Consider the following 19218-nt stretch of genomic DNA (forward strand, 5'->3'; position numbering starts at 1 on the left):
AATAGCCTGTTCGAAGGCAGAAGAAAAATCCTTCTGCAGATCAATTATCGGTCTTGACCCTTCAGGCGCTAAGAGGGATATAGCGCCTGTCTCCATCGAGGTCCGGTGGCAGAATGGTGATGTAGCGGACTGCAAATCCGCGTATGTGGGTTCGATTCCCGCCCGGACCTCCAGAGACTTTCCCCAGAAATCCAGACAGTAGTTTTTTTTACGGATGAGCTTCTGCGTATGCGGCGGCAGCTCCGAACAGGCCGGGCTGTGGGTGAGTGATGATCTTGACCGGCATTTCGGTCATCATGGTCTCGAAGCGTCCTTTTGCGACGAAGCGTTCGGCGAATCCGGAATGGCCGAGACTGTCTGCGAGGCGCAGGCCTAGTCCGCCGCCGATGACAACACCACGTGCGCCATGGGCCAGAGCCAGATCGCCGGAAACGGCGCCCAGGCTGAGACAGAATCGCTCCAGCGCGGCAACGGCCACGGTGTCTGAGCCGTCAAGCGCGTTTTGCCACAGGGTCCGGTTGTCACGCAGGGTGATGGGCCAGCCCTGCATTTCCGCAATGACTTCATACAGGTTGGTCAGTCCCGGGCCGGAGACGATGCGCTCGGCGGAAACGCGGCGGAAACGCAGGCGCAGCGCACTGAGGATCTTGTCTTCCAGCTCGTCGAGGGGAGGATAATCCAGATGGCCGCCTTCGGTTTCCATTACGAAATACCGGTCGTTGCGGCGGAGAAGGCAGGCGGCTCCCAGACCCGTTCCCGGTCCGACGATAGTGATGGCGCCTTCGGTTGGGAGGTCGATGTCCGGTCCACACAGATGCTTCATGTAGGATGAATCAACCTGTGCCACGGCGTGGGCCACAGCGCCGAAGTCATTGACCAGCACAAAATTATCAAGGTGCAGGCGCGCGGGGAGCTGACTGGGCTGGATAATCCAGGGGTTGTTGGTCAGCTTGAGGATTTCTCCGCTGACCGGACAGGCTACCGCAATGCCGGCTTCGCGCGGCAGGTCACGGTTCAGGGACCGGCCGAATGTTTCCCATGCCAGCGCCAGACTGCCATGTTCCGCACATTTCAGTGTCGTGGCCTCACCCAGCGTGACGACCCTGCCATCCTCGATGGTCGCGATTGCAAAACGTGCGTGCGTTCCACCGATATCGACGGCGACGATTTCCCTCATGGCACCTCAAGTCCTCTGGCGATGCTGGCCGACGGCCTGCGCTTTTTCTATGCGCAGCAGTTGCCTACCGGTTCCTCCGCGTCAAGTTCCGGATGTGATGGAAGTCGTAATTCAGCGGACTGGGCGCTGCCGGACCTCCGCCGTCCGCAGCAGCCTGTGAACAATGGCGCGTGGCACGATCATTTCAAGAAAACGGGCGATGGCAAAAGGCCATGGAAAAAGCAGATGCGCCCTTCCCTGCCCGATGGCACGCGCGATCATGCGGGCAGCATGATTCGAGGATACGAGAAAAGGTCGCGCCCCTTCGAGCCGCTGACTCATCGGTGTGTCGACGTAACCCGGTGAAATTAGTGTGACAGACACATGGTGCGGGGTCATGGCGGCGTGCAGGGCCGTGCTGAAGCGTGCCAGACCTGCTTTTGAGCCGCTATAGGCCGTGGCAACCGGGAGATCGTGGAAGGCTGCAACTGAACCCACCAGTGCGATCCGGCCTTCTTTGCGGACGGCCATGCGTGAGGCCATTTCCGTCGCGAGGGTCGCAGGCGTTGTGAAATTGACAAGAGAGATGTCGCGGACCTGCTCTGCTGTTTCCGTCAGGGCGCCTTCAGGGCGGATATCGCCCAGTCCGGCGCCCAGAATCAGGATATCGATCTTTTGTGTATCGTCCGTTTTGCGCAGGGCGGCCAGGGCGTCGTCAGTCCGGCAGAGATCCAGGGACAGTGTCTCTGCCGAGGCTCCTTTGCGGACGACCTGTGCGGCAATGTCTTCAAGGCGTGCGGGATTGCGGCCCCAGAGCGTCAGATGGGTTCCCGGTCGGGCGTACTGGAGGGCCAGAGCAGCGCCGATACCGCTCGATCCTCCGGTAATGAGGACGTGAAACGGAGCGTTTGAAGAGGAAACAGAAGCATCTGACATGGGAAACCGCTTTATTCGTGGTCGGATCGGGACTGGAAGGGTATAGCCCTCCCATGCAACAAGATGCGACCCCGTGCCGTATTGGCACATCACCCCGCTGGACGGGATGTTTTTTTCGATCAGAGGTACACCTGCCATTATGACACTGCCCGACAGGACTGACATCCCTGCGCCGCATGATGATCTTGTGGTCCGGCCAGTAACGACGCGGGCTGATCTCAAACTGTTCACGACGCTACCCCGTCGCATTTATGCTGGAATGGCAGGTTTTGTCCCGCCTTTCGACATGGAACAGGATGACCTTCTGAATCCGAAAAAAGCGCCGATTTTTCGGCATGCAAGCATTCGCTACTTCCTGGCATGGCGTGGAAACACGGCTGTGGGGCGTATCGCGGCAATTGTGGATCATCGTGCCATCGAGCACTGGGGCATGAAAATCGGATGTTTCGGCGCACTGGACGCTGTTCCTGAAGGCAGTGTCGTCAGTGCGCTTCTGGAGACGGCCCGGAACTGGTTGCGTCTTCAGGGGGTGCAGACGATGCGCGGCCCTGTCACGCTGAGCGGCAATGGCGAATCCGGCCTGATGATCGAAGGGCAGGATCAGCCTCTGATGGTTGCCATGCCCTGGCACCCGCGCCTGATGGGCAAGCTGGTCGAAGAGGCGGGCTATACGCCAGTTGAGGATCTGCTCAGCTACAAGCTCGATCTCGATGACCAGACGGAGTCGCGTTTCAAGGTTCCAGGCGATCTCAAGATTGGCGAAGGCCGCCTCGGCTCGATTGCCATCAGGCGCCTGTCGAAGAAGCAGATCGCCGATCAGGGCGAAATCCTGCGCCAGCTTTACAATGATGCCTGGAGCGACAAGTTCAATTTCGTACCGCTTCAGGACTACGAAATGAAGGCCATGATCAAACAGCTTGGTCCGGTTCTTCGTCCTGAGCATTATGTCCAGATCGACCAGGATGGCGAACCTGTTGCCATGGCGCTGGTGGTTCCCAATCTTTACGACATTGCCGGCGATCTTGGAGGCTCTCCCTCTCCTCTGGGCTGGGTAAAGCTTGCGGCCCGTTTGACGACGCACCGCTTTCATTCGGCGCGTGTCATTCTGCTGGGTGTGACGCAGCGTTTGCGTGGCACCGTTCTGGGTGCGCTCCTGCCTTCGCTGGCAATTGCCGAACTGATGCGTCGCCGGAAGTCCCTGCCCTATTCCTGGGTGGAACTGGGGTGGATTCAGGCTTCCGATTCCAACATGCGTAATCTGGCTGAAAGCATCGTTCCTGAGCCATACAAGCGCTATCGGCTCTATGAACGACCAATCGACGATCCGGCCTGAAAGCCGGATTTTTACAGGGCGGCGTCAGAAATGCTGCCAGCCGCCCTGTTCGGGAACGATGTCATGTCCTCCCGCGTCCAGAACCCTGACGCCACGGCCTGCCTGAACCCTGCCGATACGGTGGATCGGGATATTGGCGGTCTGGCACGCGGTCTGAAGTGCCTGTGACCGTTCGGGCGGGCATGTGAGAAGCAACTCGTAATCGTCGCCGCCACATAGACGCTTCATGAGCCATTCCGGTCCGAGCCGCGCAGCCGCCTCCGACACAGGAACGGTCTCCGATTCGAGAACAAGCTGGACGCCTGATTCCGCCGCGATATGTCCGCAGTCCTGAACAAGGCCGTCCGAGATATCCATTGCCGCGCTGACAATACCGTGAAGCTTCAAGCCTGTTCTGGGCTGCGGCAGGTGGTATCGCCCGGTCAGAAAACCCGATGGGTCTTTCAGTTTGCCCTGAAGAACCAGCAGCCCCAGGGCCGCGTCGCCGATCGTTCCTGTGACCCAGATATCGTCGCCTGCCCTGGCTCCGTTGCGGCGAAGCGCCGTGTTCTGTCTGAGAAGTCCGAATACGGTGGCAGACAGGACCAGTGGGCCGGAGATGGATGTGGTATCGCCGCCGATCAGATGCACGCCGTAGCGCCGCTGGTCTTCCGCGAGGCCGCGCGAGAAGGCGGAAAACCAGCTTTCGTCGTGTCGGCCTCCGCGCGGGACGGTCACGTTCAGCGTGTAGGCATGGGGTCGCGCGCCCATGGCCGCCAGATCGGACAGGTTGCACCGCAACAGCTTGCGACCGAGGGTCTCCGGTGGATCGTCAGGAAGGAAATGGACGTTTTCGACCATGGTGTCGGTCGAGATGGCAAATTCCTCGCCTATGGGGCAGCGCATCAGCGCGCAATCATCCCGCAGGTCGAGGGCCTCTACTCCGGCGAGAGGCCGGAAATGACGGGCAATGAAGCTGAACTCGCCTGATCCGGCGTTTTCGGAGTCCGATCTGCCCGTCATGGATCAGGTGTTGCCGTCATTACCGCTGCGGCTGAGGGTATCGAGGATCCCGTTGACCATCTTGGGCTCATCGCCGGAGAAGAAGCCGTGAGCGACGTCCAGATATTCGTTGATGATGATCCGGTCCGGCGTGTCGGTAGCGATCAGTTCGAAAACGGCGCCGCGCAGCAGCGCGCGCAGGACAGGGTCCAGACGCGGCAGCGGCCACTGTTCGGGCAAAACGCCGCTCAGCTTCGTGTCGATGTCGTCCTGCCGCCGGGTGACGCCGAGGACGATTTCCTGAAACAGTTTCAGGTCGGCATCGGGAATATGGCCGTCTTCGAACAGGGCGGTGGAACTGACGCGGCGATGGCGGATGAACTGGCTGATGACGGTTTCCGCCGTGTCGCCGGACTGTTCACACTGGAACAGCGCCTGAACGGCTGCGACGCGGGCAATGGTCCGGCTGCGGCGCGTCGGGTTGGTGGCGTCGGTAACGGTCATGGTGTCTCCTGGGAGTCGTCGGGGGACGGTACGGCCGTATCCCCGGGAATGGGTTTCATGTCGGCGAGGATTTTCGAGAACGCCTCGACCTCGCGGAAGTCGCGGTAGACGCTGGTGAAGCGGACATAGGCCACACCATCCACTTCGCGCAATGCGTCCATCGCAAGCTGGCCGATGCGATGGGAAGAAATTTCGTGTTCCCCTGAAGCCTCAAGCTGGCGGACCAGCCCGTTGACCAGCTGTTCCTGACGTTCCTCGGGAACCGGACGCTTGCGCAGGGCGACGCGGATGGAGCGTGCCAGCTTGTCCCGGTCAAAAGGAACGCGTCTTCCGTCTGCCTTGGTGACGGAGAGTTCGCGGAGCTGGACCCGCTCGACGGTCGTAAAACGCTGTGTGCATGCCGAACAGACGCGTCGGCGCCGGATGGCAACGCCATCTTCCGTGGAGCGGCTATCCTTGACCTGGGTATCGTCATGTCCACAAAAAGGGCAACGCATTCGCGATCCTGAGAGTTCGGGCCTTGTCGGGGCCGGGTAAGTGGGAGCACTTTACCGGATGATGTGTTCCGGCCCAAACGGGCCTTGAACGAAACTGCTTACACTCACGGGAGACTGTCGTTGAAACGGGTATCTGTCCTGACCGCCCTCTTTGCTCTCTCTGCGTCGCAGGCACTGGCCCAGCAGTCACTTTCGGGAACAGCGCCGCCGCCAGATGCCGCTCATGATGCGGAGCGGGTCGTGGTCATGGACGGGACATTCCGCCCTTCGGCATATTTCCCGAACCGCGGCGCGGGCTATTTCACGATTCGCAACGATGACAGTGCCGATCATCTTCTGAAGGGTATCTCGTCTCCGCTCTGCGAGAACGTGGTTGCACATCATACGAACCAGCAGCAGACCGAAGGGGCAAATGACCTCTTTACCCATCTGGCCTTACCTCACGACTCCACAATGATCTTCCCGCGCTCGGGCTATCACATGATGTGCATGGGTATCCGGCAGATGCCTGCTGTAGGCAGCAAGGTGCCTTTCACGTTCGATATTCTCAACGGCGGCAGCATAACCGTCAGCTTCACCGTGACGGGGCCTGACGAACTGACCCATGACTGAGGCTTCAGTGGGCTGAGGCAGGCTCGCGGATTTCCCGCAGAACAGTCAGGACAGCGGTTCCGTAGCGATCCAGCTTCGAGGCGCCGACGCCTTTGATGCAGCCCAGCCCGTCACGGTTTTCAGGCTGTTCGCGAGCGATATCCCGCAGGACTGAGTCATGGAAAATGACATAGGGCGGAATTTCCTGCTCCCGCGCTTCGGACAGCCGCCATTGTCGCAGGGCATCGAAATACGGTTTTTCATCCGCTGACAGGCGGTCGTTTTCCGTATTGCCATTCGAGCCGGCGCTGGCGCTCAAGGCAGCCTTGGCTTCAAGCCTGAGCGCGACACGTTCCTCGCCGCGCAGGATGGGGCGGGCAATGTCGCTTTGAAGCGCCAGACTGCCATATTCACCGTGCATCCGGATGGCGCCGCGCGCGATTAGCTGACGGATGACGGCGCGCCACCACTGCTCGCTATGCTCCTTGCCAATCCCGAACACAGAAAGGTGTTGGTAGGCATTGCGCTCGATCGTCTCGTTCGTCTTGCCGCGCAGGATATTGGAGAGCTGGACCGCGCCAAGGCGCTGGCCGGTGCGATAAATCGCGGACAGGACTTTCTGCGCGGCCTGCGTGCCGTCGAATGTCGAGACCGGATTGATACAGTTGTCACAATGGCCGCAGGGCTGGGGAAGGTTTTCCCCGAAACACGCAAGCAGCGCCTGGGTACGGCAGCCTGTGGTTTCCGTAAGCGCGATCATGCTTTCCAAGCGGGCCTGCATGACCCGCTTTTCGTGGTCTGGTGCGCTGGACTGTTCAAGCCAGTATCGCGCTCGCGCCATGTCCTCGCCACCATACAGAAGCAGGGTGTCTGAGGGTTCGCCATCGCGCCCTGCCCGTCCGATCTGCTGGTAATACGCTTCTGGTGAGGATGGCATGTCCAGATGGACGACGCAGCGAACGTCGGGCCGGTCGATGCCCATGCCAAAGGCGATGGTCGCGACGATGACCATTTCTTCGCCGGAGCGAAAGCGCATCAGTGTGGCGCGCTTTTCGAGCGCGGAAAGGCCTGCATGAAACGGCAGAGCCGTCAGTCCCTTGTCGCGCAGCATCGTGGCGACGCGTTCGGTCTTGTTGCGGCTGCCGCAATAGACGATGGAGGCACCTTCACGGTGGCTCTGAAGTGTATCGAGGAGCTGGCGGCTTTCGCTGGCTTTGGCACGGGCTTCCACAATCAGGTTGGGGCGATGAAAGCTCGCCATCAGAACCCGCGCTTCGGGCATGCCCAGGGCGTTCAGGATATCGTTGCGGGTTCTTGGATCAGCCGTAGCCGTCAGGGCAATGCGCGGGACGCCTGGAAACATTTCAGGCAGGCTTGCGAGTGCGCGGTATTCCGGGCGGAATTCATGACCCCAGGCCGAGATACAGTGTGCTTCATCAATTGCGATCAGCGAGATCTGGCGTTTTGAGAGGAAATTCGCCGTTGCAGGCTGGAGCAGGCGTTCGGGGGAAATATAGAGAATGTCGATCCGGCCATTGCGCAGATCGCTCTGGAGTTCGTCGCGTTCATCCGGCTCAAGTCCGGAATGCAGGGCAGCAGCCCGCACTCCAAGCTGCCGTAGACCCGCCACCTGATCGTCCATCAGGGCGATCAGGGGCGAAATGACGAGGCCCATCCCATCCCGGCAAAGCGCGGGAACCTGATAGCACAGGCTTTTACCGCCACCGGTCGGCATGAGGACGAGAACGTCCTCGCCTCGCATGACCGTTTCGACGGCGTCCTGCTGGAGGCCGCGGAACCCCGAAAATCCGAAGACTTTCGCCAGCACCCCTTCAGGGGTCAGGGGGAAGCTGGCTTGCGGGTCAACGGGATAAGGGTTCTGCGCCTGCGTCATTTCTGCTTCCGGATCAGAGACCCGGAACGATGGTGATGGAAACGCGACGCAGGGCGACGTGTGAATCTTCAAGCTGGCTCGGGGTGTAGGGCGTCATTTCGATCTTCGCGCCATTGATGCCGTCGCTGCTGAGTTGTGTGGCGACCACCTGTGCGCGGCTCGTGGCCAGTTCTTTCAGGACTGCGGCATCGCCATTCACGCCGGCGGAACCGGAAACGCGGACAATAGTGGCGTGTTCAGCGCGGGCCGCCGTGGCGGCCTTGGTGACAACAGCCTGTGCGACGGGGCTGAGCGTGACCGATTCACGGTCGAAGAAAACAACGTAGCTGTCGCGCGTGGGCTGTTCGGCGCATCCTGCCAGCGTAGCTGACAGAACGAAAACCGGAGCCGCGATGCGGACGAAGGAGAGGAAACGTGCCATGGCGTAGCGTCCTGTCAGGGTGGAGGGGCGTGAAGCTGGATCGGCGCGCGCCGTTCAGCATGCACTGGAAATAACCTGTCCGTCTTCCAGACGCCAGATGCGGTCCAGTTTTTCCACACCTGTCAGACGATGCGCGATCAGCAGGATGCTTCGTCCTTCGGTCGCGTTATTGAGTGTTTCAAGAAACGCGCGCTCGGTATCGGCGTCCAGCCCGGTTGCGGGTTCGTCGAGGACGAGGATGGGCGCATCGGACAACAGGACGCGTGCCAGAGCAATGCGGCGCCCTTGCCCGCCCGACAGCTTCGAGCCGCCTTCTCCGATCCATGTCGCAAGGCCGTCAGGCAGGCTGCGAACGACATCTGCGATCCGGGCCTGCTCCAGAGCTGTCCAGAGGGCTTCGTCGGGAATGTCTTCCCGGCCCAGAAGCAGGTTCCCGCGTACCGTATCGTCAAACAGGTGACTGGCCTGCGACAGCCATGCGATCTGCGAGCGAAGATCACGGTCACGCAGGGTGCTGATATCGGTCCCGCCCAGCAGGATCTGGCCCTCCTTGGGGGATGCGGCTTTGAGAAGCAGAGCGGCAAGGCTGGACTTTCCGGCTCCGGAAGGGCCGATCAGCGCCGCACGCTCTCCCTGACGCAGGGTCAGGTTCAGATTACGGAAGATCGGCGCGCGATCCGGCGTCCAGCTGAACGTCACGTTTTCGAGACGCAGATCCCGTCCGAGCGGGAGTGGCGCATTACCCTCTGGAGCTGGAGGAGCCTTATCGGCAATCTCGACAATACGCTGTGCGGCGTGGTTGACCTGTCCGCTCAGCAGACCGGCCCGCGCCAGGCCCGTCACGCCTTCAAGTGCCGTGATCGCCACGAAAAGCGCCGTAAGGCCAGCGACGGCTGGTGCCTGGGGAAACAGAATTCCGGCTACTGCGCACAGAATGATGGCGATACCACCCTTGGCGATGAGGCCCGCAAAACCCTGCATGAGGGCCATGCGTGTCTGCTGGCGACGCTGGGTCTTGAAGAGTGTTTCCTGCCGCTCCGTAACGACTGCGGCAAGGACGTCTTCCGCGCCGAAGGCCCGGGCCTCCCGAAGGCCCGAGGCGAGATCGAGTGCGGCAACCCGCAGCTCCGATTCTGCATGAAGAATGTCCGGTCCGAAACGCCGGGACAGGCGCGCTCCCAGAAGCGGCAGAACGAAGGCCAGGATTGCGAACAGCGCACCTGTCAGCAGTCCTGCCTGTGTTCCTGCCTTCATCCAGACGATCGTGGCGATCGGGAGAGTCAGCAGCGCTGAGATCAATGGAACGAGAATGCGCAGGTACAGGCTGTCAAGGGTCTGGACGTCGGAGACCAGACGGGAGAGCAGGTCTCCCGAACGCTGGAAACCCAGACCTGCCGCAGCTCCGCCAGCAAGCCTGCGATAAAACCAGACCCGTAGATCCGCCAGGGCGCGGAACATGGCGTCATGGGTATAGAGACGCTCGAAATAACGCAGGATGATCTGGGCGGCGCCGGAAAGGCGGAGAAGAAGATAGGCGGCTCCCACACCAATCGCCGCACCTGCCATGCGGCCACCGGCCTGCCCCATCAGGGCCAGTCCGGCACAGACGGCCAGTTCGGCGATGACGATGCCAGTGATGAGGCGGGTATATTGCGGACGCCAGACCTGAAGAATACGGGAGAGTGCCGTTTCGCTGCGGGTTGCTGCGACCGGGTTTGTAGGCAGCGGGGCGCTCATGCGGCTTCTCCCGTAAAGGCGATGGCGCGGCCCCCATCAAGAACAAGATGGCGTCCCTGAAACTGGCGGGCCTGTGCGGAATGGCTGCACAGGATGACCGTCCGGCCCTTTGCCAGTTCTTTCAGGCTAAGGAGGATCTCGGCTTCGGTTTTGGGGTCGAGATGGGAGGTTGGCTCATCCAGCAGCAGAAGCGGCGAGTTCTTGAGATAGGCACGGGCAATGGCAATGCGTTGCGCCTGACCGCCGGAGAGGCCAAATCCGCCCTCGCCGATCCGTGTTTCCAGACCGTTTGGCAGAGATGACAAATACTGATCGACGGCAGCAGCGGAGACCGCATGATGAATCTCTTCTGGCGTCGCATCGGGCTTGGCGAACAGGATGTTTTCCCGGATGGTCCCGGCAAAAAGGACAGGCTTCTGACCGATCCAGCTGATCAGGGAAGAAATCTGTCGCGGGGAAAAATCCTGCATGTCCTGGCCGTTAAACAGGATACGTCCCTGTGAGGGCGAAACAAAGCCGAGCAGCAGTTCCAGAAGTGTGGATTTGCCAGCTCCGGATGCGCCTTCCAGAATAAGAGTCTCGCCTGCGGCAAGAGTGAAACCGATATCGTGGATGACCGTGCCGCGCTGCTCGTCCCATGCGAAAGAGACGTTCTCTGCCATGACCGAAATGCCGCCTCCGGTATGACGTACGTTCGGGCCACTGGCTGCGCGCGCAGTCAGCGGAGCCAGTTCATGCATGGCTTCTGCGGCGGCGGTAGCGTGCGCACGATCCTGATAGGCTGCTGAAAGTGCACGGAACGAGGCGAATGCTTCAGGAACCAATAGAACGGCGTAGAGCGCGCGGGTCAGGACGGCGTTGGAAGGATGACCCATGAGATTGTGGGCCTGCGTTACGACGATGAGCACGAGTGCCACGACCATGGCTACATCCGTGGTGGCGGAAGCGAGAAACGCGATCCGCAGGACTTTCATGGTGCGTTGACGCAGATCATCGGCACTTTTCGCCAGAGCCTGTGCCTCACGCTCGGTCCCGCCTGAGAGAACGATGGTCGCAATTCCCTTCACACGGTCCAGAAAACGCGTCTGAAGGCGTGCCATGGCCAGAAACTGTTTGCGGGACGCCACGGCGGTGGCGATTCCAAAGACGGCCTGAAAGATGGGGAGTACGGCGCAACACGCAGCAAGAATCAGGCCAGCCTGATGGTTTTCAACGTAAACCGCGACCACGACCAGCCATTGCGAGACCAGCCAGAGCGACGCAGCGGGTAGCCATCGCGCGAAATAGCCGTCCAGCGCCTCGATCCGGTCAACCAGTGTCGCGGCGATGGCGGCGCTGTGGTGGCGGCGAAGAAGGGCCGGCCCTTCGCTGAGGATCCGGTCAAGAACTTCTTTACGTAGACGACGACGCCCCTGAATTCCCGCCGACACGGCAGTCATTTCCTGCACGGTCGAGAGAATGACCCTGAGAAGGCAGGCAAGAAGGAAGACGGCAATCGCCGGTCCGGTACTGTCCGTGTCGTGCGTCAGCACTGAAGCCAGCGTTCGTGCCAGCGCCCAGGCCTGCAGGAGTCCCAGCAGGGTTGAGAGCAATCCTAAACATACTACGACAGAGGTTCGGGAGCGGCTGGCGCGTCCCTGTGCCTTTACCCACGCTTTTGCGATTGTCTTGTCGGCCTTCATGATCCCTGCATATAGGTCGCAAAAGCCCGACAAGACAGTGCCTGAGGCAATTCTTGCTGCTTATTTAGGTTTTTTCGTGGTTTTGCAGGTGGAACCTGTGGCCGTTACGCTATTACCGCGTCGAGTCTTCATCGTGACTGATGGCTTTGCGGGCCATGGCGAGCGCCGTCAGAGACGGGCGTTCGGGAATAAAGCGCAGGGTGTACCAGGTTCCGTTTTCGTTGCTGACCGTCATGTCCGCGTTGATCTGGCGGGCAAATCCACGAATAAGCTGCATGCCGATTCCTTCCCTGCGAGTCCTGGACTCGCTGGCCTGACCGGCATCAATGCCAATGCCATCATCCCCCAGCTTCAGTTCCACCAGTCCTTCTTTTTCAGGATCTGATGGAACGACTTTGTGCAGGGCAATGATGATATGTCCGGCCCGCTCGCCGGGAAATGCATATCGCAGGGCATTGCTGAGCACCTCGGTCACGATCAGCGCAATGGGTACGGCCTGATCAGGAGAGATCAGAACGTGTTCGATATCCAGCCGAAGCCGGATACGGGTCTGGGCATTCATGCTGTTGGCTGAGAGCAGGATGCTGCAGAGTTCTTCCAGAAAACTCTGGACGTCCAGTGCCGAGAGGCCGCTTTCCGAATACAGGTAACGATGCAGGGTCGCGAGCGCCCTTACACGATCTCTTACGAGGCGGAATTCTTCGCGTGCCTCATGGGAGCGGATGCGGCTCGCCTGCAGGTTGAGCAGGGAAGCAACAACCTGCAGGTTGTTCTTTACGCGGTGGTGGATCTCGCGGATCAGCATATCCTGATTTCGGGCCGACTGCTCCAGATCCTTTTCATGTTGGGTCAGCCGACGTGTGGCACGGAGGAAAGCTTTTTCCAGATGCCGGATTTCAAGCGGGATTGAATGATTGGTCCTGGGTGCAAACAGTGCGCCCCGCCTCCAGTCAGCAACGGCAAGGGCAAGCTTTTCAAGAGGATCAACCAGAAAGATGCTTGCGCCGAGTGCTACGACAAGCAGTTCCAGCACCAGCAAACCGACAATCAGACTGACCCGGATCAGAAAGATATTAAGAGCGTGGCTTTCTTCGGCCGTGCGCTCGGTGGCGACGATCAGACTGACCGGTCCGTAAGCATTCTGGAAAGCATATGTGATGCCTTGGCTTGTGAAGATATCGTGCTGGCTCAGGGAGGTAATATCCCTCTCCAGGCGGGTCATTGCTTTCGGGGGCAGATTTGCCGATATGGGACGATCCGGAAATAACGAATACAGAGATGAGTCTGGCATCGTCAGAAAATGCCGGGAATTATTGTCTGTTCCAAGGAGGAGACGGCTGTCTCCTTTCCGAAGATGGCTCTGCTGCCAGCCAAGGGTGCGTATGGCTATGATATAGCCGGAAACGGAATTATTGCTGAGAATGGGAACAACGAACTTCAGGAGCGGACCACGCTCACCCTTCAGGACATCTATTCCCACCACGGGAAGTCGTGCGGAGGCGGACATCATCGACGGTGATGCCTGTTCGGAAGAGTGACAGATCGCTGCGTCCTGCGTTGACGGCGAAGGCAGTACGACCGAGGGGCGACCTTCCACATCCGTCAGCATCAGCAGGCAGTAATGATGCTGGGAGACTGTCTGGACGAGAGCAAATTCCCGTAGTGCGTTTCCCGACGAGATGTCGCCGTCAGCAAGCATATCCAGAAGCGTATGGGTCTGATCCAGATCCGTCGTGATTTCTGAAATTGCGAGCTGCATATCGCGTTCGGTTCGCAGGGTGCTGTTGCCGACATTCTGCTGATAGCTGTGCCAGGCAAGCATTGACGCGATGATGGCGAGAGGAAGAGTGGTCGCGACAATCAGTGCCATGACCCGGGCGCCGACAGTATCAAGCATACGGACATGGCGCAGGGCCTTGCGTCCGCGAAACAGACGATGCCAGCGCCTCGGCTTCAGGTCTGGAGAACCAGACCGGGTAACAGTCACTTGTTTCGGTCTTCCTCGATCAGTCTGAGAAGCTCATCGGGAATGGGCTCGTTTGCAACATCATCGAAAAGCTGATGAAGGCCCCGGCTCAGCCAGATACCAAAGGGCGAGTCCTGTTCCTCGGCCTTGATATCGTTGACTGAAGACTTCCGCTTGTCTCCTGCGGTCATTGGCTGGTCCCGAACCTTCCTGTGACGTCAGAGGCGCAGATTCTGCACTTCTGATACTGATTATGGCGCGAACTCCGGCTTCTTTTCGAAAAGCCGTTGCGGGATGAACTGCCAGAAACAGTCTTACGAAAACACCGCGTTTTCTGCAATCGCTTCCAATCCGCAATGGACGGGATTTGCCCTACTGCAGACAACGTGGTCAGGAGAGCATGAGATCCTCAGAAGAATGGCCAGCGCGACGGCGGGCATCCATGGCATCGCGCAGGGCTTTGACTTTCACACGGAGCTTGTCGTTGGTCGGAAGGTCTCCGCTCATCCAGGCTTCCAGCTGACGGCGTGCCCGGAAGACGCGGCTTTTTGCCGTGCCGACGGCGCAATCCGTTGCCTCGGCCAGTTCTTCGTAGCTCATGCCCTGAATCACGACCATGACAAGAGCTTCGCGCTGATCGGACGGGAGACGGGAGAGCGCCATCGACAGATCCTTCAGGGCGAGACTGTCTTCATGGGTGGCCGGGCTGGCGAAAGACGCTGCGGGCACATCGTCGATATCGGTCGTCTCACGACGCTTGCGAAGATCGGAAATGAAACGGTTACGCAGGATACGGTGCATCCACGCCGAAAAATTCGTTCCCGGGATAAAGCTGTTCTGTGCAGCCAGAGCGTTGCACACGGCGTCCTGTACGAGGTCTTCGGCAGCCGCACGGTTGCGGGTCAGGGAAAGGGCCTGAACGCGCAGCTTCGGAAGAATGGCAATAACCTGATCGTGGAACGTCATGGAACTGACTCCTGATTTCGTTCTGTTTTCAGGAGATCAATGAATGGCCAAACGAAAATGTTGCATCCCGAGGCGCATAATTTTTGAAAATAAAGCTTCTGCGTCAAAATTCCCCGGAATATAGCCAAAAATCAGTCAGTCTTTTTTTCCTGATCTGGTTCTGGATCGTCGGTATTTTCTGAGGCCAGCTCTGCAAGGCGGGCTCTGGCCCGGGAAACACGGGCCCTCATGGTGCCGGCGGGAACATCACAGATCTGCGCGGCGTCCTCGTAAGAGAGTTCCTGTCCGCCCACGAGGATCAGGGCTTCACGTAACAGATCGGGAAGTTTCCAGAGCAGCTCTCCCAGATCCTGAACGGCATCGCGGGCGTTCTGACGCGAGGGGGCAGCGGTCGAGGGCTGCATGTCGAGTTCGATATCGAGCATGATCTCCTGCTCGCGACTGCGTCGGCGCGTCTGTTCGTAAAAGGCATTTCTCTGAATTGTGAACAGCCACGCTTTCAGGACCGTTCCCTGCTGGAACTGATCCTGACAAGCCAGTGCACGGACAATCGTGTCCTGAACCAGATCATCCGCAGCCACCGCATCCCGTGTCAGGAAACGTGCGAACCCTCGCAGATCTGGCAGGGTCTGCAGCAGATTACTGTGGAAGCTGATTTTTCCGGAAGATGGGCCTGATTGGTGCCCTTCGGATGCTGGTGTGTTCAGAAGAAGATCCTTCACGCGACATTGCAGACGGTCGCGCAGTCACAAACACTATACGGAGATTGGGCATCGTGTCATGGTTATTCGACCTTCATAGCAGGATGCATTCCGTTTCGGGGTGGGTCGGCAGATATCTTTTTCAGGAGGCCATGGACTCATGACTGATCCGGCACGTCAGGAACTCGTCAAGGCACTTCCCTATGCCCGCCGCTTCGCTCGCGCCCTTGTCGGTGACCAGAAAACGGGTGATCAGCTTGTCGCCGCGGCACTGAAAACGCTGATGGAGACATCTCGCAATAATGGCCTGTCTGCGCGACAGGCGCTTTACGGCCTGCTTGTGAGTGCATTCCTGGAGCAGCATGCCGCAGATGCCACGGTGGGCATGCCCCTCCGTCAGCGTGCCCTTCTTCTACTGACGTCTCTCGAGGAACAGTCTCTTGTGTCCAGTGCACAGGCTCTTGGGATAACTGAAGAAGAGGCAGCGGCTGAACTCAACAAAGCGCGCGCGGGCCTTCAGGGCATTGCCCAGACCAGCGTTCTGATTATTGAGGATGAGCCGATCATCGCCATGGACATTCAGGATCTGGTGGAACGATGCGGTCACAGGATTGCGGGGGTTGCCCATACGGAAGCCGATGCGGTTGCGCTGGCAGTAAAAACAAAACCCGGTCTCATTCTCGCGGATATCAATCTTGGTGGCGGCGGGGATGGCATGCAGGCTGTAGGGCGCATCCTGCGGACTCATGAGGCACCGGTCATTTTTGTTACGGCCTATCCGGAGCGTCTGCTGACGGGTGAAACGCAGGAACCGTCTTTCGTCATTACCAAGCCATTTGAGCCGATGACGCTGGCCGTCGCGACTTATCAGGCCGTTACCGGTGGCGTCACGCCTGTCTGATGTCATAATTCGGTTTGGGGGTGACTTGCGGCGGACGTCCCGCTGCGACACATAGGAAGCCATGTCGGCACCCATACTCTCCCTTCAGAATATTACCTTTACTCTCGGCGGACGACCGCTTCTTGATGGCGCGGAGTTTGCTGTCCTGCCCGGTGAGCGCATCTGTCTTGTTGGGCGGAATGGTTCCGGAAAATCCACGTTGCTGAAGATCGCTTCGGGCGATCTTGTGGCGGATTCCGGGAAGCGCTTCGTGCAGCCCGGCACAAAGGTCCATTATCTGGCGCAGGAGCCGGATCTTTCGCGCTACGCCACCACGTTCGATTACGCATCTGAAGGCCTTGACGAGACCGAGGCCTATCGTGCGCGTTCGATGCTGGCCGAACTTGGTATGACGGGGGAAGAAAGCTGTCAGAGTCTCTCGGGTGGGGAAGTGCGGCGCTGCGCCCTCGCCCGTGCTCTCGCTGCCGAACCTGATCTGCTACTGCTTGATGAGCCGACCAACCATCTGGACCTTCCGTCCATTACATGGCTGGAAAAGGAGCTCTCCGCCTCCCGTTGCGCGATGATCGTTATCAGCCATGACCGTCGTTTACTGGAGACGCTGTCTCGTAGCGTTGTCTGGCTGGAAAATGGCGTGACGCGTCGACTTGACCAGGGGTTCGCCCGTTACGAAACCTGGCGTGATGAGGTGCTGGAACAGCAGGAGCGCGACGCGCACAAGCTCGACCGCCAGATCGCGCGGGAAGAAGACTGGATGATTTACGGCGTCACGGCGCGCCGCAAGCGCAATGTCCGCCGTGTTGGAGAACTGGCAGCGCTTCGGGCGCAGCGTCGTGAGCTTGCCTCCCGTAACAAGGGTACGTTGCGAATGGCGGCGACTGATGCCGAAAGCGCGGGCAAGATCACGATTGCAGCAGAAGGCCTTAACTGGGCTTATTATGACCGGGCCATCGTCAAAGATCTCGACCTGCGGATTCTGCGTGGTGACAGGCTGGGGCTGGTGGGAGCGAACGGCGCTGGCAAAACAACGCTTCTGCGCCTTCTGACCGGGAAGATGGAGCCGCAATCCGGCACCATCAAGATGGGACCTTCCGTGGTCATGGTGACGCTGGATCAGCAGCGTGAAAGCCTCGATCCAGCGAAGACGCTGGCCGAGACCCTTGCTGGTGGCAGTGGGGACATGGTGCAGGTGGGCGACGAAAAGCGTCATGTCATCGGCTATATGAAAGACTTCCTGTTTCGCCCGGAGCAGGCTCGTACGCCGGTCGGAAAGCTTTCGGGCGGAGAGCGGGGGCGGCTGGTACTGGCCTGTGCTCTGGCCAAGCCGTCGAGCCTCATGGTGCTTGATGAACCGACCAACGATCTGGATCTGGAAACGCTGGATCTTCTTCAGGACATGTTGGCCGACTATGCAGGTACGGTTTTGCTGGTGAGCCATGATCGTGATTTTCTTGATCGGGTGGCGAGTTCGGTTCTGGTGTCAGATGGCGGCGGAGACTGGATCGAATATGCGGGCGGTTATTCGGACATGCTGATCCAGCGTGGAGAGGCGCCGGCAGGCCGTGAAGATTTATCTTCGGGCGCAGAAGAGATTGCACCAAAATCTGCTTTGAAAACAGACAAGAAGAGGAAAAAGCTCAGTTATAACGACAAGCGTGCGCTGGACCTTCTTCCCAAGAAAATGGCTGATTTGGAAAAGAAGATTCAAGCCTATCGCGACGTTCTTGCAGACCCGGAGCTTTATAGTCGGGATTCTGCAAAATTCGAGAAGACCACGCAGCTTCTTAAGGCCGCCGAGGGGGAATTAACCCAGTCCGAGGAAGAGTGGCTCGAACTGGAAATGAAAAAAGAACTTCTTGAAAATCAGTGATTTGAAAGAAATTCTTTAGCTTTCTGGTGGGGTTGGGATCAGGCCGGAAAGCTCCATGATCTGTCTGGATCTCTGGATGCTGTCCGTGACACGGATGGCGGCGTCCAGTGCCCTGATCCCGGCCTGTGCATCGACCAGAACGGGAGCGCCATGAAGGCATGAAGCGGCGAAGGCTTCATGTTCGGCCGCCAGATTGTCGTGGTCTTTCCAGCTTATGGCTTCTCGCCGGAAGCCTCCTGTGCCCGGAAGAGGCATTCCCCGTTCACGACCGATGAAGCTCAGTTTGCGTTCCACAAAATCGGCCGAAAGATATCCGTCCTGTGAGAACAGTCGCATACGGCGTTCTGTTTTCAGCGAAATCCGGCTTGCTGTGATGGTAGCCACACAGCCGTTTTCAAATCTGACGCGGGCATTGGCGATATCTTCATGCGCGCTCGAAACTGCCGCGCCCAGGGCGTCGATTTCTCCAATGGGGCTGTCCACGATTGCCAGAACAAGATCGAGATCATGGATCATCAGGTCAAGAATGACCGAAACGTCTGTCCCCCGAGGTTTGTATGGGGCAATGCGGGTTGCCTCGATGTAGAGAGGGGCTCTGATCCGTTCGGTGATGGCGCGGTGTTCAGCGGAATAGCGCAGCAGGTGGCCAACCTGGAGTGTTTTTCCAGTCTGAGCCGCCAGTTCGGCCAGAGCATGTGCCTCGTCCAGAGTGGCAGCGATCGGTTTTTCGACCAGAACATGCCGCCCGGCCCGGAGAGCCTGGCTGGTCAGGGGAAAATGATATTCTGCCGGAGCCGCGATGATGACGGCATCGACCTGTTCGAGAAGATTTTCGTAATTTGTGGCAATTCCGCAACGAGCTTCGGTTGCTACGACGGCGGCGCGTGCCGGATCGGGATCGTAGAGGGCGACAAGCTGTTCGGCCGGGTTTGAGGCGGATTTAAGGGCGTGAAACCGTCCGAAATGGCCGGCTCCGACGATACCGACACGAAGCTGCTGCGCTGTATTCATGGGGGTAGGCTTATCAGGCGCGCTGTTTTCCGGGAAGGTCGTGCGCGCCCAAACAGGCAAAAGGTTGCATC

At 59.2% G+C, this 19218-nt stretch carries 18 protein-coding genes and 1 tRNA gene; 5 read left to right on the forward strand and 14 right to left on the reverse strand.

What is annotated here, in order from left to right; all coding sequences use genetic code 11:
• Positions 1-99 precede the first annotated feature (99 nt).
• Positions 100-173: transfer RNA gene (locus GAL01_RS08355), tRNA-Cys, on the forward strand.
• A gap of 35 nt (positions 174-208) precedes the next feature.
• On the opposite strand, the gene GAL01_RS08360 is transcribed toward GAL01_RS08355, so the two are convergent.
• Together GAL01_RS08360 and GAL01_RS08365 are read right to left on the reverse strand one after the other, a co-directional pair.
• A complete protein-coding gene (locus GAL01_RS08360; protein ID WP_062028669.1) occupies positions 209-1177 on the reverse strand; it encodes a glucokinase in 969 nt (322 codons plus the stop codon).
• Positions 1178-1288: 111 nt separating this feature from the next.
• The gene (locus GAL01_RS08365) at positions 1289-2092 is read right to left on the reverse strand and encodes an SDR family NAD(P)-dependent oxidoreductase (protein WP_062028670.1); all 804 of its coding nucleotides are present in this window, start codon (positions 2090-2092) and stop codon (positions 1289-1291) included.
• Between the two features lie 139 nt (positions 2093-2231).
• Here GAL01_RS08365 and GAL01_RS08370 point away from each other — a divergent pair, with 139 nt between their 5' ends.
• Complete coding sequence (locus tag GAL01_RS08370) at positions 2232-3425, forward strand: hypothetical protein (RefSeq protein ID WP_062028745.1); 1194 nt, start codon at positions 2232-2234, stop codon at positions 3423-3425.
• A 24-nt stretch (positions 3426-3449) separates the two neighbouring features.
• Here GAL01_RS08370 and thiL read toward each other — a convergent pair whose 3' ends face one another.
• Genes thiL through nrdR form a run of 3 tightly spaced genes read right to left on the reverse strand, consistent with a single transcriptional unit; the run spans position 3450 to position 5407 of the window.
• Positions 3450-4427 (reverse strand): thiamine-phosphate kinase, encoded by a 978-nt coding sequence (gene thiL / locus GAL01_RS08375; protein WP_062028671.1) that lies wholly within the window; start codon positions 4425-4427, stop codon positions 3450-3452.
• Positions 4428-4430: 3 nt separating this feature from the next.
• On the reverse strand, positions 4431-4910 hold the full coding sequence (nusB, locus tag GAL01_RS08380; RefSeq protein ID WP_062028673.1) for a transcription antitermination factor NusB: 480 nt from the start codon (positions 4908-4910) through the stop codon (positions 4431-4433).
• Positions 4907-5407 carry a transcriptional regulator NrdR gene (gene nrdR / locus GAL01_RS08385; RefSeq protein ID WP_062028675.1) on the reverse strand — a complete coding sequence of 167 codons (501 nt, stop codon included), beginning with the start codon at positions 5405-5407 and terminating at the stop codon, positions 4907-4909. The genes nusB and nrdR overlap by 4 nt, the downstream gene beginning before the upstream one ends.
• A 120-nt stretch (positions 5408-5527) precedes the next feature.
• Here nrdR and GAL01_RS08390 point away from each other — a divergent pair, with 120 nt between their 5' ends.
• On the forward strand, positions 5528-6019 hold the full coding sequence (locus GAL01_RS08390; protein ID WP_062028678.1) for a copper chaperone PCu(A)C: 492 nt from the start codon (positions 5528-5530) through the stop codon (positions 6017-6019).
• A gap of 4 nt (positions 6020-6023) precedes the next feature.
• On the opposite strand, the gene recQ is transcribed toward GAL01_RS08390, so the two are convergent.
• From recQ to GAL01_RS08425, 8 genes are all read right to left on the reverse strand, one after another.
• Positions 6024-7892, reverse strand: coding sequence for a DNA helicase RecQ (gene recQ, locus GAL01_RS08395; RefSeq protein ID WP_062028680.1), 1869 nt, complete (start codon positions 7890-7892; stop codon positions 6024-6026).
• A gap of 13 nt (positions 7893-7905) precedes the next feature.
• Complete coding sequence (locus GAL01_RS08400; RefSeq protein WP_062028688.1) at positions 7906-8313, reverse strand: OmpA family protein; 408 nt, start codon at positions 8311-8313, stop codon at positions 7906-7908.
• 54 nt (positions 8314-8367) lie between these two features.
• Positions 8368-10050 (reverse strand): thiol reductant ABC exporter subunit CydC, encoded by a 1683-nt coding sequence (cydC, locus tag GAL01_RS08405; RefSeq protein WP_062028689.1) that lies wholly within the window; start codon positions 10048-10050, stop codon positions 8368-8370.
• Positions 10047-11732, reverse strand: coding sequence for a thiol reductant ABC exporter subunit CydD (gene cydD / locus GAL01_RS08410; RefSeq protein ID WP_062028691.1), 1686 nt, complete (start codon positions 11730-11732; stop codon positions 10047-10049). The genes cydC and cydD overlap by 4 nt, the downstream gene beginning before the upstream one ends.
• A gap of 112 nt (positions 11733-11844) precedes the next feature.
• Positions 11845-13719 (reverse strand): sensor histidine kinase, encoded by a 1875-nt coding sequence (locus GAL01_RS08415; protein WP_231865263.1) that lies wholly within the window; start codon positions 13717-13719, stop codon positions 11845-11847.
• On the reverse strand, positions 13716-13889 hold the full coding sequence (locus tag GAL01_RS15675) for a NepR family anti-sigma factor (protein WP_158093537.1): 174 nt from the start codon (positions 13887-13889) through the stop codon (positions 13716-13718). Before GAL01_RS15675 ends, GAL01_RS08415 begins: the two co-directional genes overlap by 4 nt.
• A gap of 199 nt (positions 13890-14088) precedes the next feature.
• Positions 14089-14664 carry a sigma-70 family RNA polymerase sigma factor gene (locus GAL01_RS08420; protein ID WP_062028693.1) on the reverse strand — a complete coding sequence of 192 codons (576 nt, stop codon included), beginning with the start codon at positions 14662-14664 and terminating at the stop codon, positions 14089-14091.
• 131 nt (positions 14665-14795) lie between these two features.
• On the reverse strand, positions 14796-15302 hold the full coding sequence (locus GAL01_RS08425) for a sigma-70 family RNA polymerase sigma factor (RefSeq protein WP_062028750.1): 507 nt from the start codon (positions 15300-15302) through the stop codon (positions 14796-14798).
• Positions 15303-15525: 223 nt separating this feature from the next.
• On the opposite strand from GAL01_RS08425, the gene GAL01_RS08430 reads away from it, so the two are divergent.
• Together GAL01_RS08430 and GAL01_RS08435 are read left to right on the forward strand one after the other, a co-directional pair.
• A complete protein-coding gene (locus GAL01_RS08430; RefSeq protein ID WP_062028696.1) occupies positions 15526-16266 on the forward strand; it encodes a response regulator in 741 nt (246 codons plus the stop codon).
• A gap of 61 nt (positions 16267-16327) precedes the next feature.
• A complete protein-coding gene (locus GAL01_RS08435) occupies positions 16328-18136 on the forward strand; it encodes an ABC-F family ATP-binding cassette domain-containing protein (protein ID WP_062028697.1) in 1809 nt (602 codons plus the stop codon).
• 15 nt (positions 18137-18151) lie between these two features.
• On the opposite strand, the gene GAL01_RS08440 is transcribed toward GAL01_RS08435, so the two are convergent.
• Positions 18152-19147 (reverse strand): Gfo/Idh/MocA family protein, encoded by a 996-nt coding sequence (locus GAL01_RS08440; protein ID WP_062028699.1) that lies wholly within the window; start codon positions 19145-19147, stop codon positions 18152-18154.
• Between the last annotated feature and the right edge of the window lie 71 nt (positions 19148-19218).

The organism is Gluconobacter albidus (genome assembly GCF_002723915.1).
GTDB lineage: Bacteria > Pseudomonadota > Alphaproteobacteria > Acetobacterales > Acetobacteraceae > Gluconobacter > Gluconobacter albidus.

Coding starts and splice junctions, on each gene's coding strand:
- nrdR (WP_062028675.1), bottom strand. CDS start 5,407: ATGCGTTGCCCTTTTTGTGGACATGACGATACCCAGGTCAAGGATAGC.
- GAL01_RS08430 (WP_062028696.1), top strand. CDS start 15,526: ATGACTGATCCGGCACGTCAGGAACTCGTCAAGGCACTTCCCTATGCC.
- thiL (WP_062028671.1), bottom strand. CDS start 4,427: ATGACGGGCAGATCGGACTCCGAAAACGCCGGATCAGGCGAGTTCAGC.
- GAL01_RS08360 (WP_062028669.1), bottom strand. CDS start 1,177: ATGAGGGAAATCGTCGCCGTCGATATCGGTGGAACGCACGCACGTTTT.
- GAL01_RS08420 (WP_062028693.1), bottom strand. CDS start 14,664: ATGACGTTCCACGATCAGGTTATTGCCATTCTTCCGAAGCTGCGCGTT.
- cydC (WP_062028689.1), bottom strand. CDS start 10,050: ATGAGCGCCCCGCTGCCTACAAACCCGGTCGCAGCAACCCGCAGCGAA.
- cydD (WP_062028691.1), bottom strand. CDS start 11,732: ATGAAGGCCGACAAGACAATCGCAAAAGCGTGGGTAAAGGCACAGGGA.
- GAL01_RS08400 (WP_062028688.1), bottom strand. CDS start 8,313: ATGGCACGTTTCCTCTCCTTCGTCCGCATCGCGGCTCCGGTTTTCGTT.
- GAL01_RS08440 (WP_062028699.1), bottom strand. CDS start 19,147: ATGAATACAGCGCAGCAGCTTCGTGTCGGTATCGTCGGAGCCGGCCAT.
- GAL01_RS08365 (WP_062028670.1), bottom strand. CDS start 2,092: ATGTCAGATGCTTCTGTTTCCTCTTCAAACGCTCCGTTTCACGTCCTC.
- GAL01_RS08435 (WP_062028697.1), top strand. CDS start 16,328: ATGTCGGCACCCATACTCTCCCTTCAGAATATTACCTTTACTCTCGGC.
- recQ (WP_062028680.1), bottom strand. CDS start 7,892: ATGACGCAGGCGCAGAACCCTTATCCCGTTGACCCGCAAGCCAGCTTC.
- GAL01_RS08370 (WP_062028745.1), top strand. CDS start 2,232: ATGACACTGCCCGACAGGACTGACATCCCTGCGCCGCATGATGATCTT.
- GAL01_RS15675 (WP_158093537.1), bottom strand. CDS start 13,889: ATGACCGCAGGAGACAAGCGGAAGTCTTCAGTCAACGATATCAAGGCC.
- nusB (WP_062028673.1), bottom strand. CDS start 4,910: ATGACCGTTACCGACGCCACCAACCCGACGCGCCGCAGCCGGACCATT.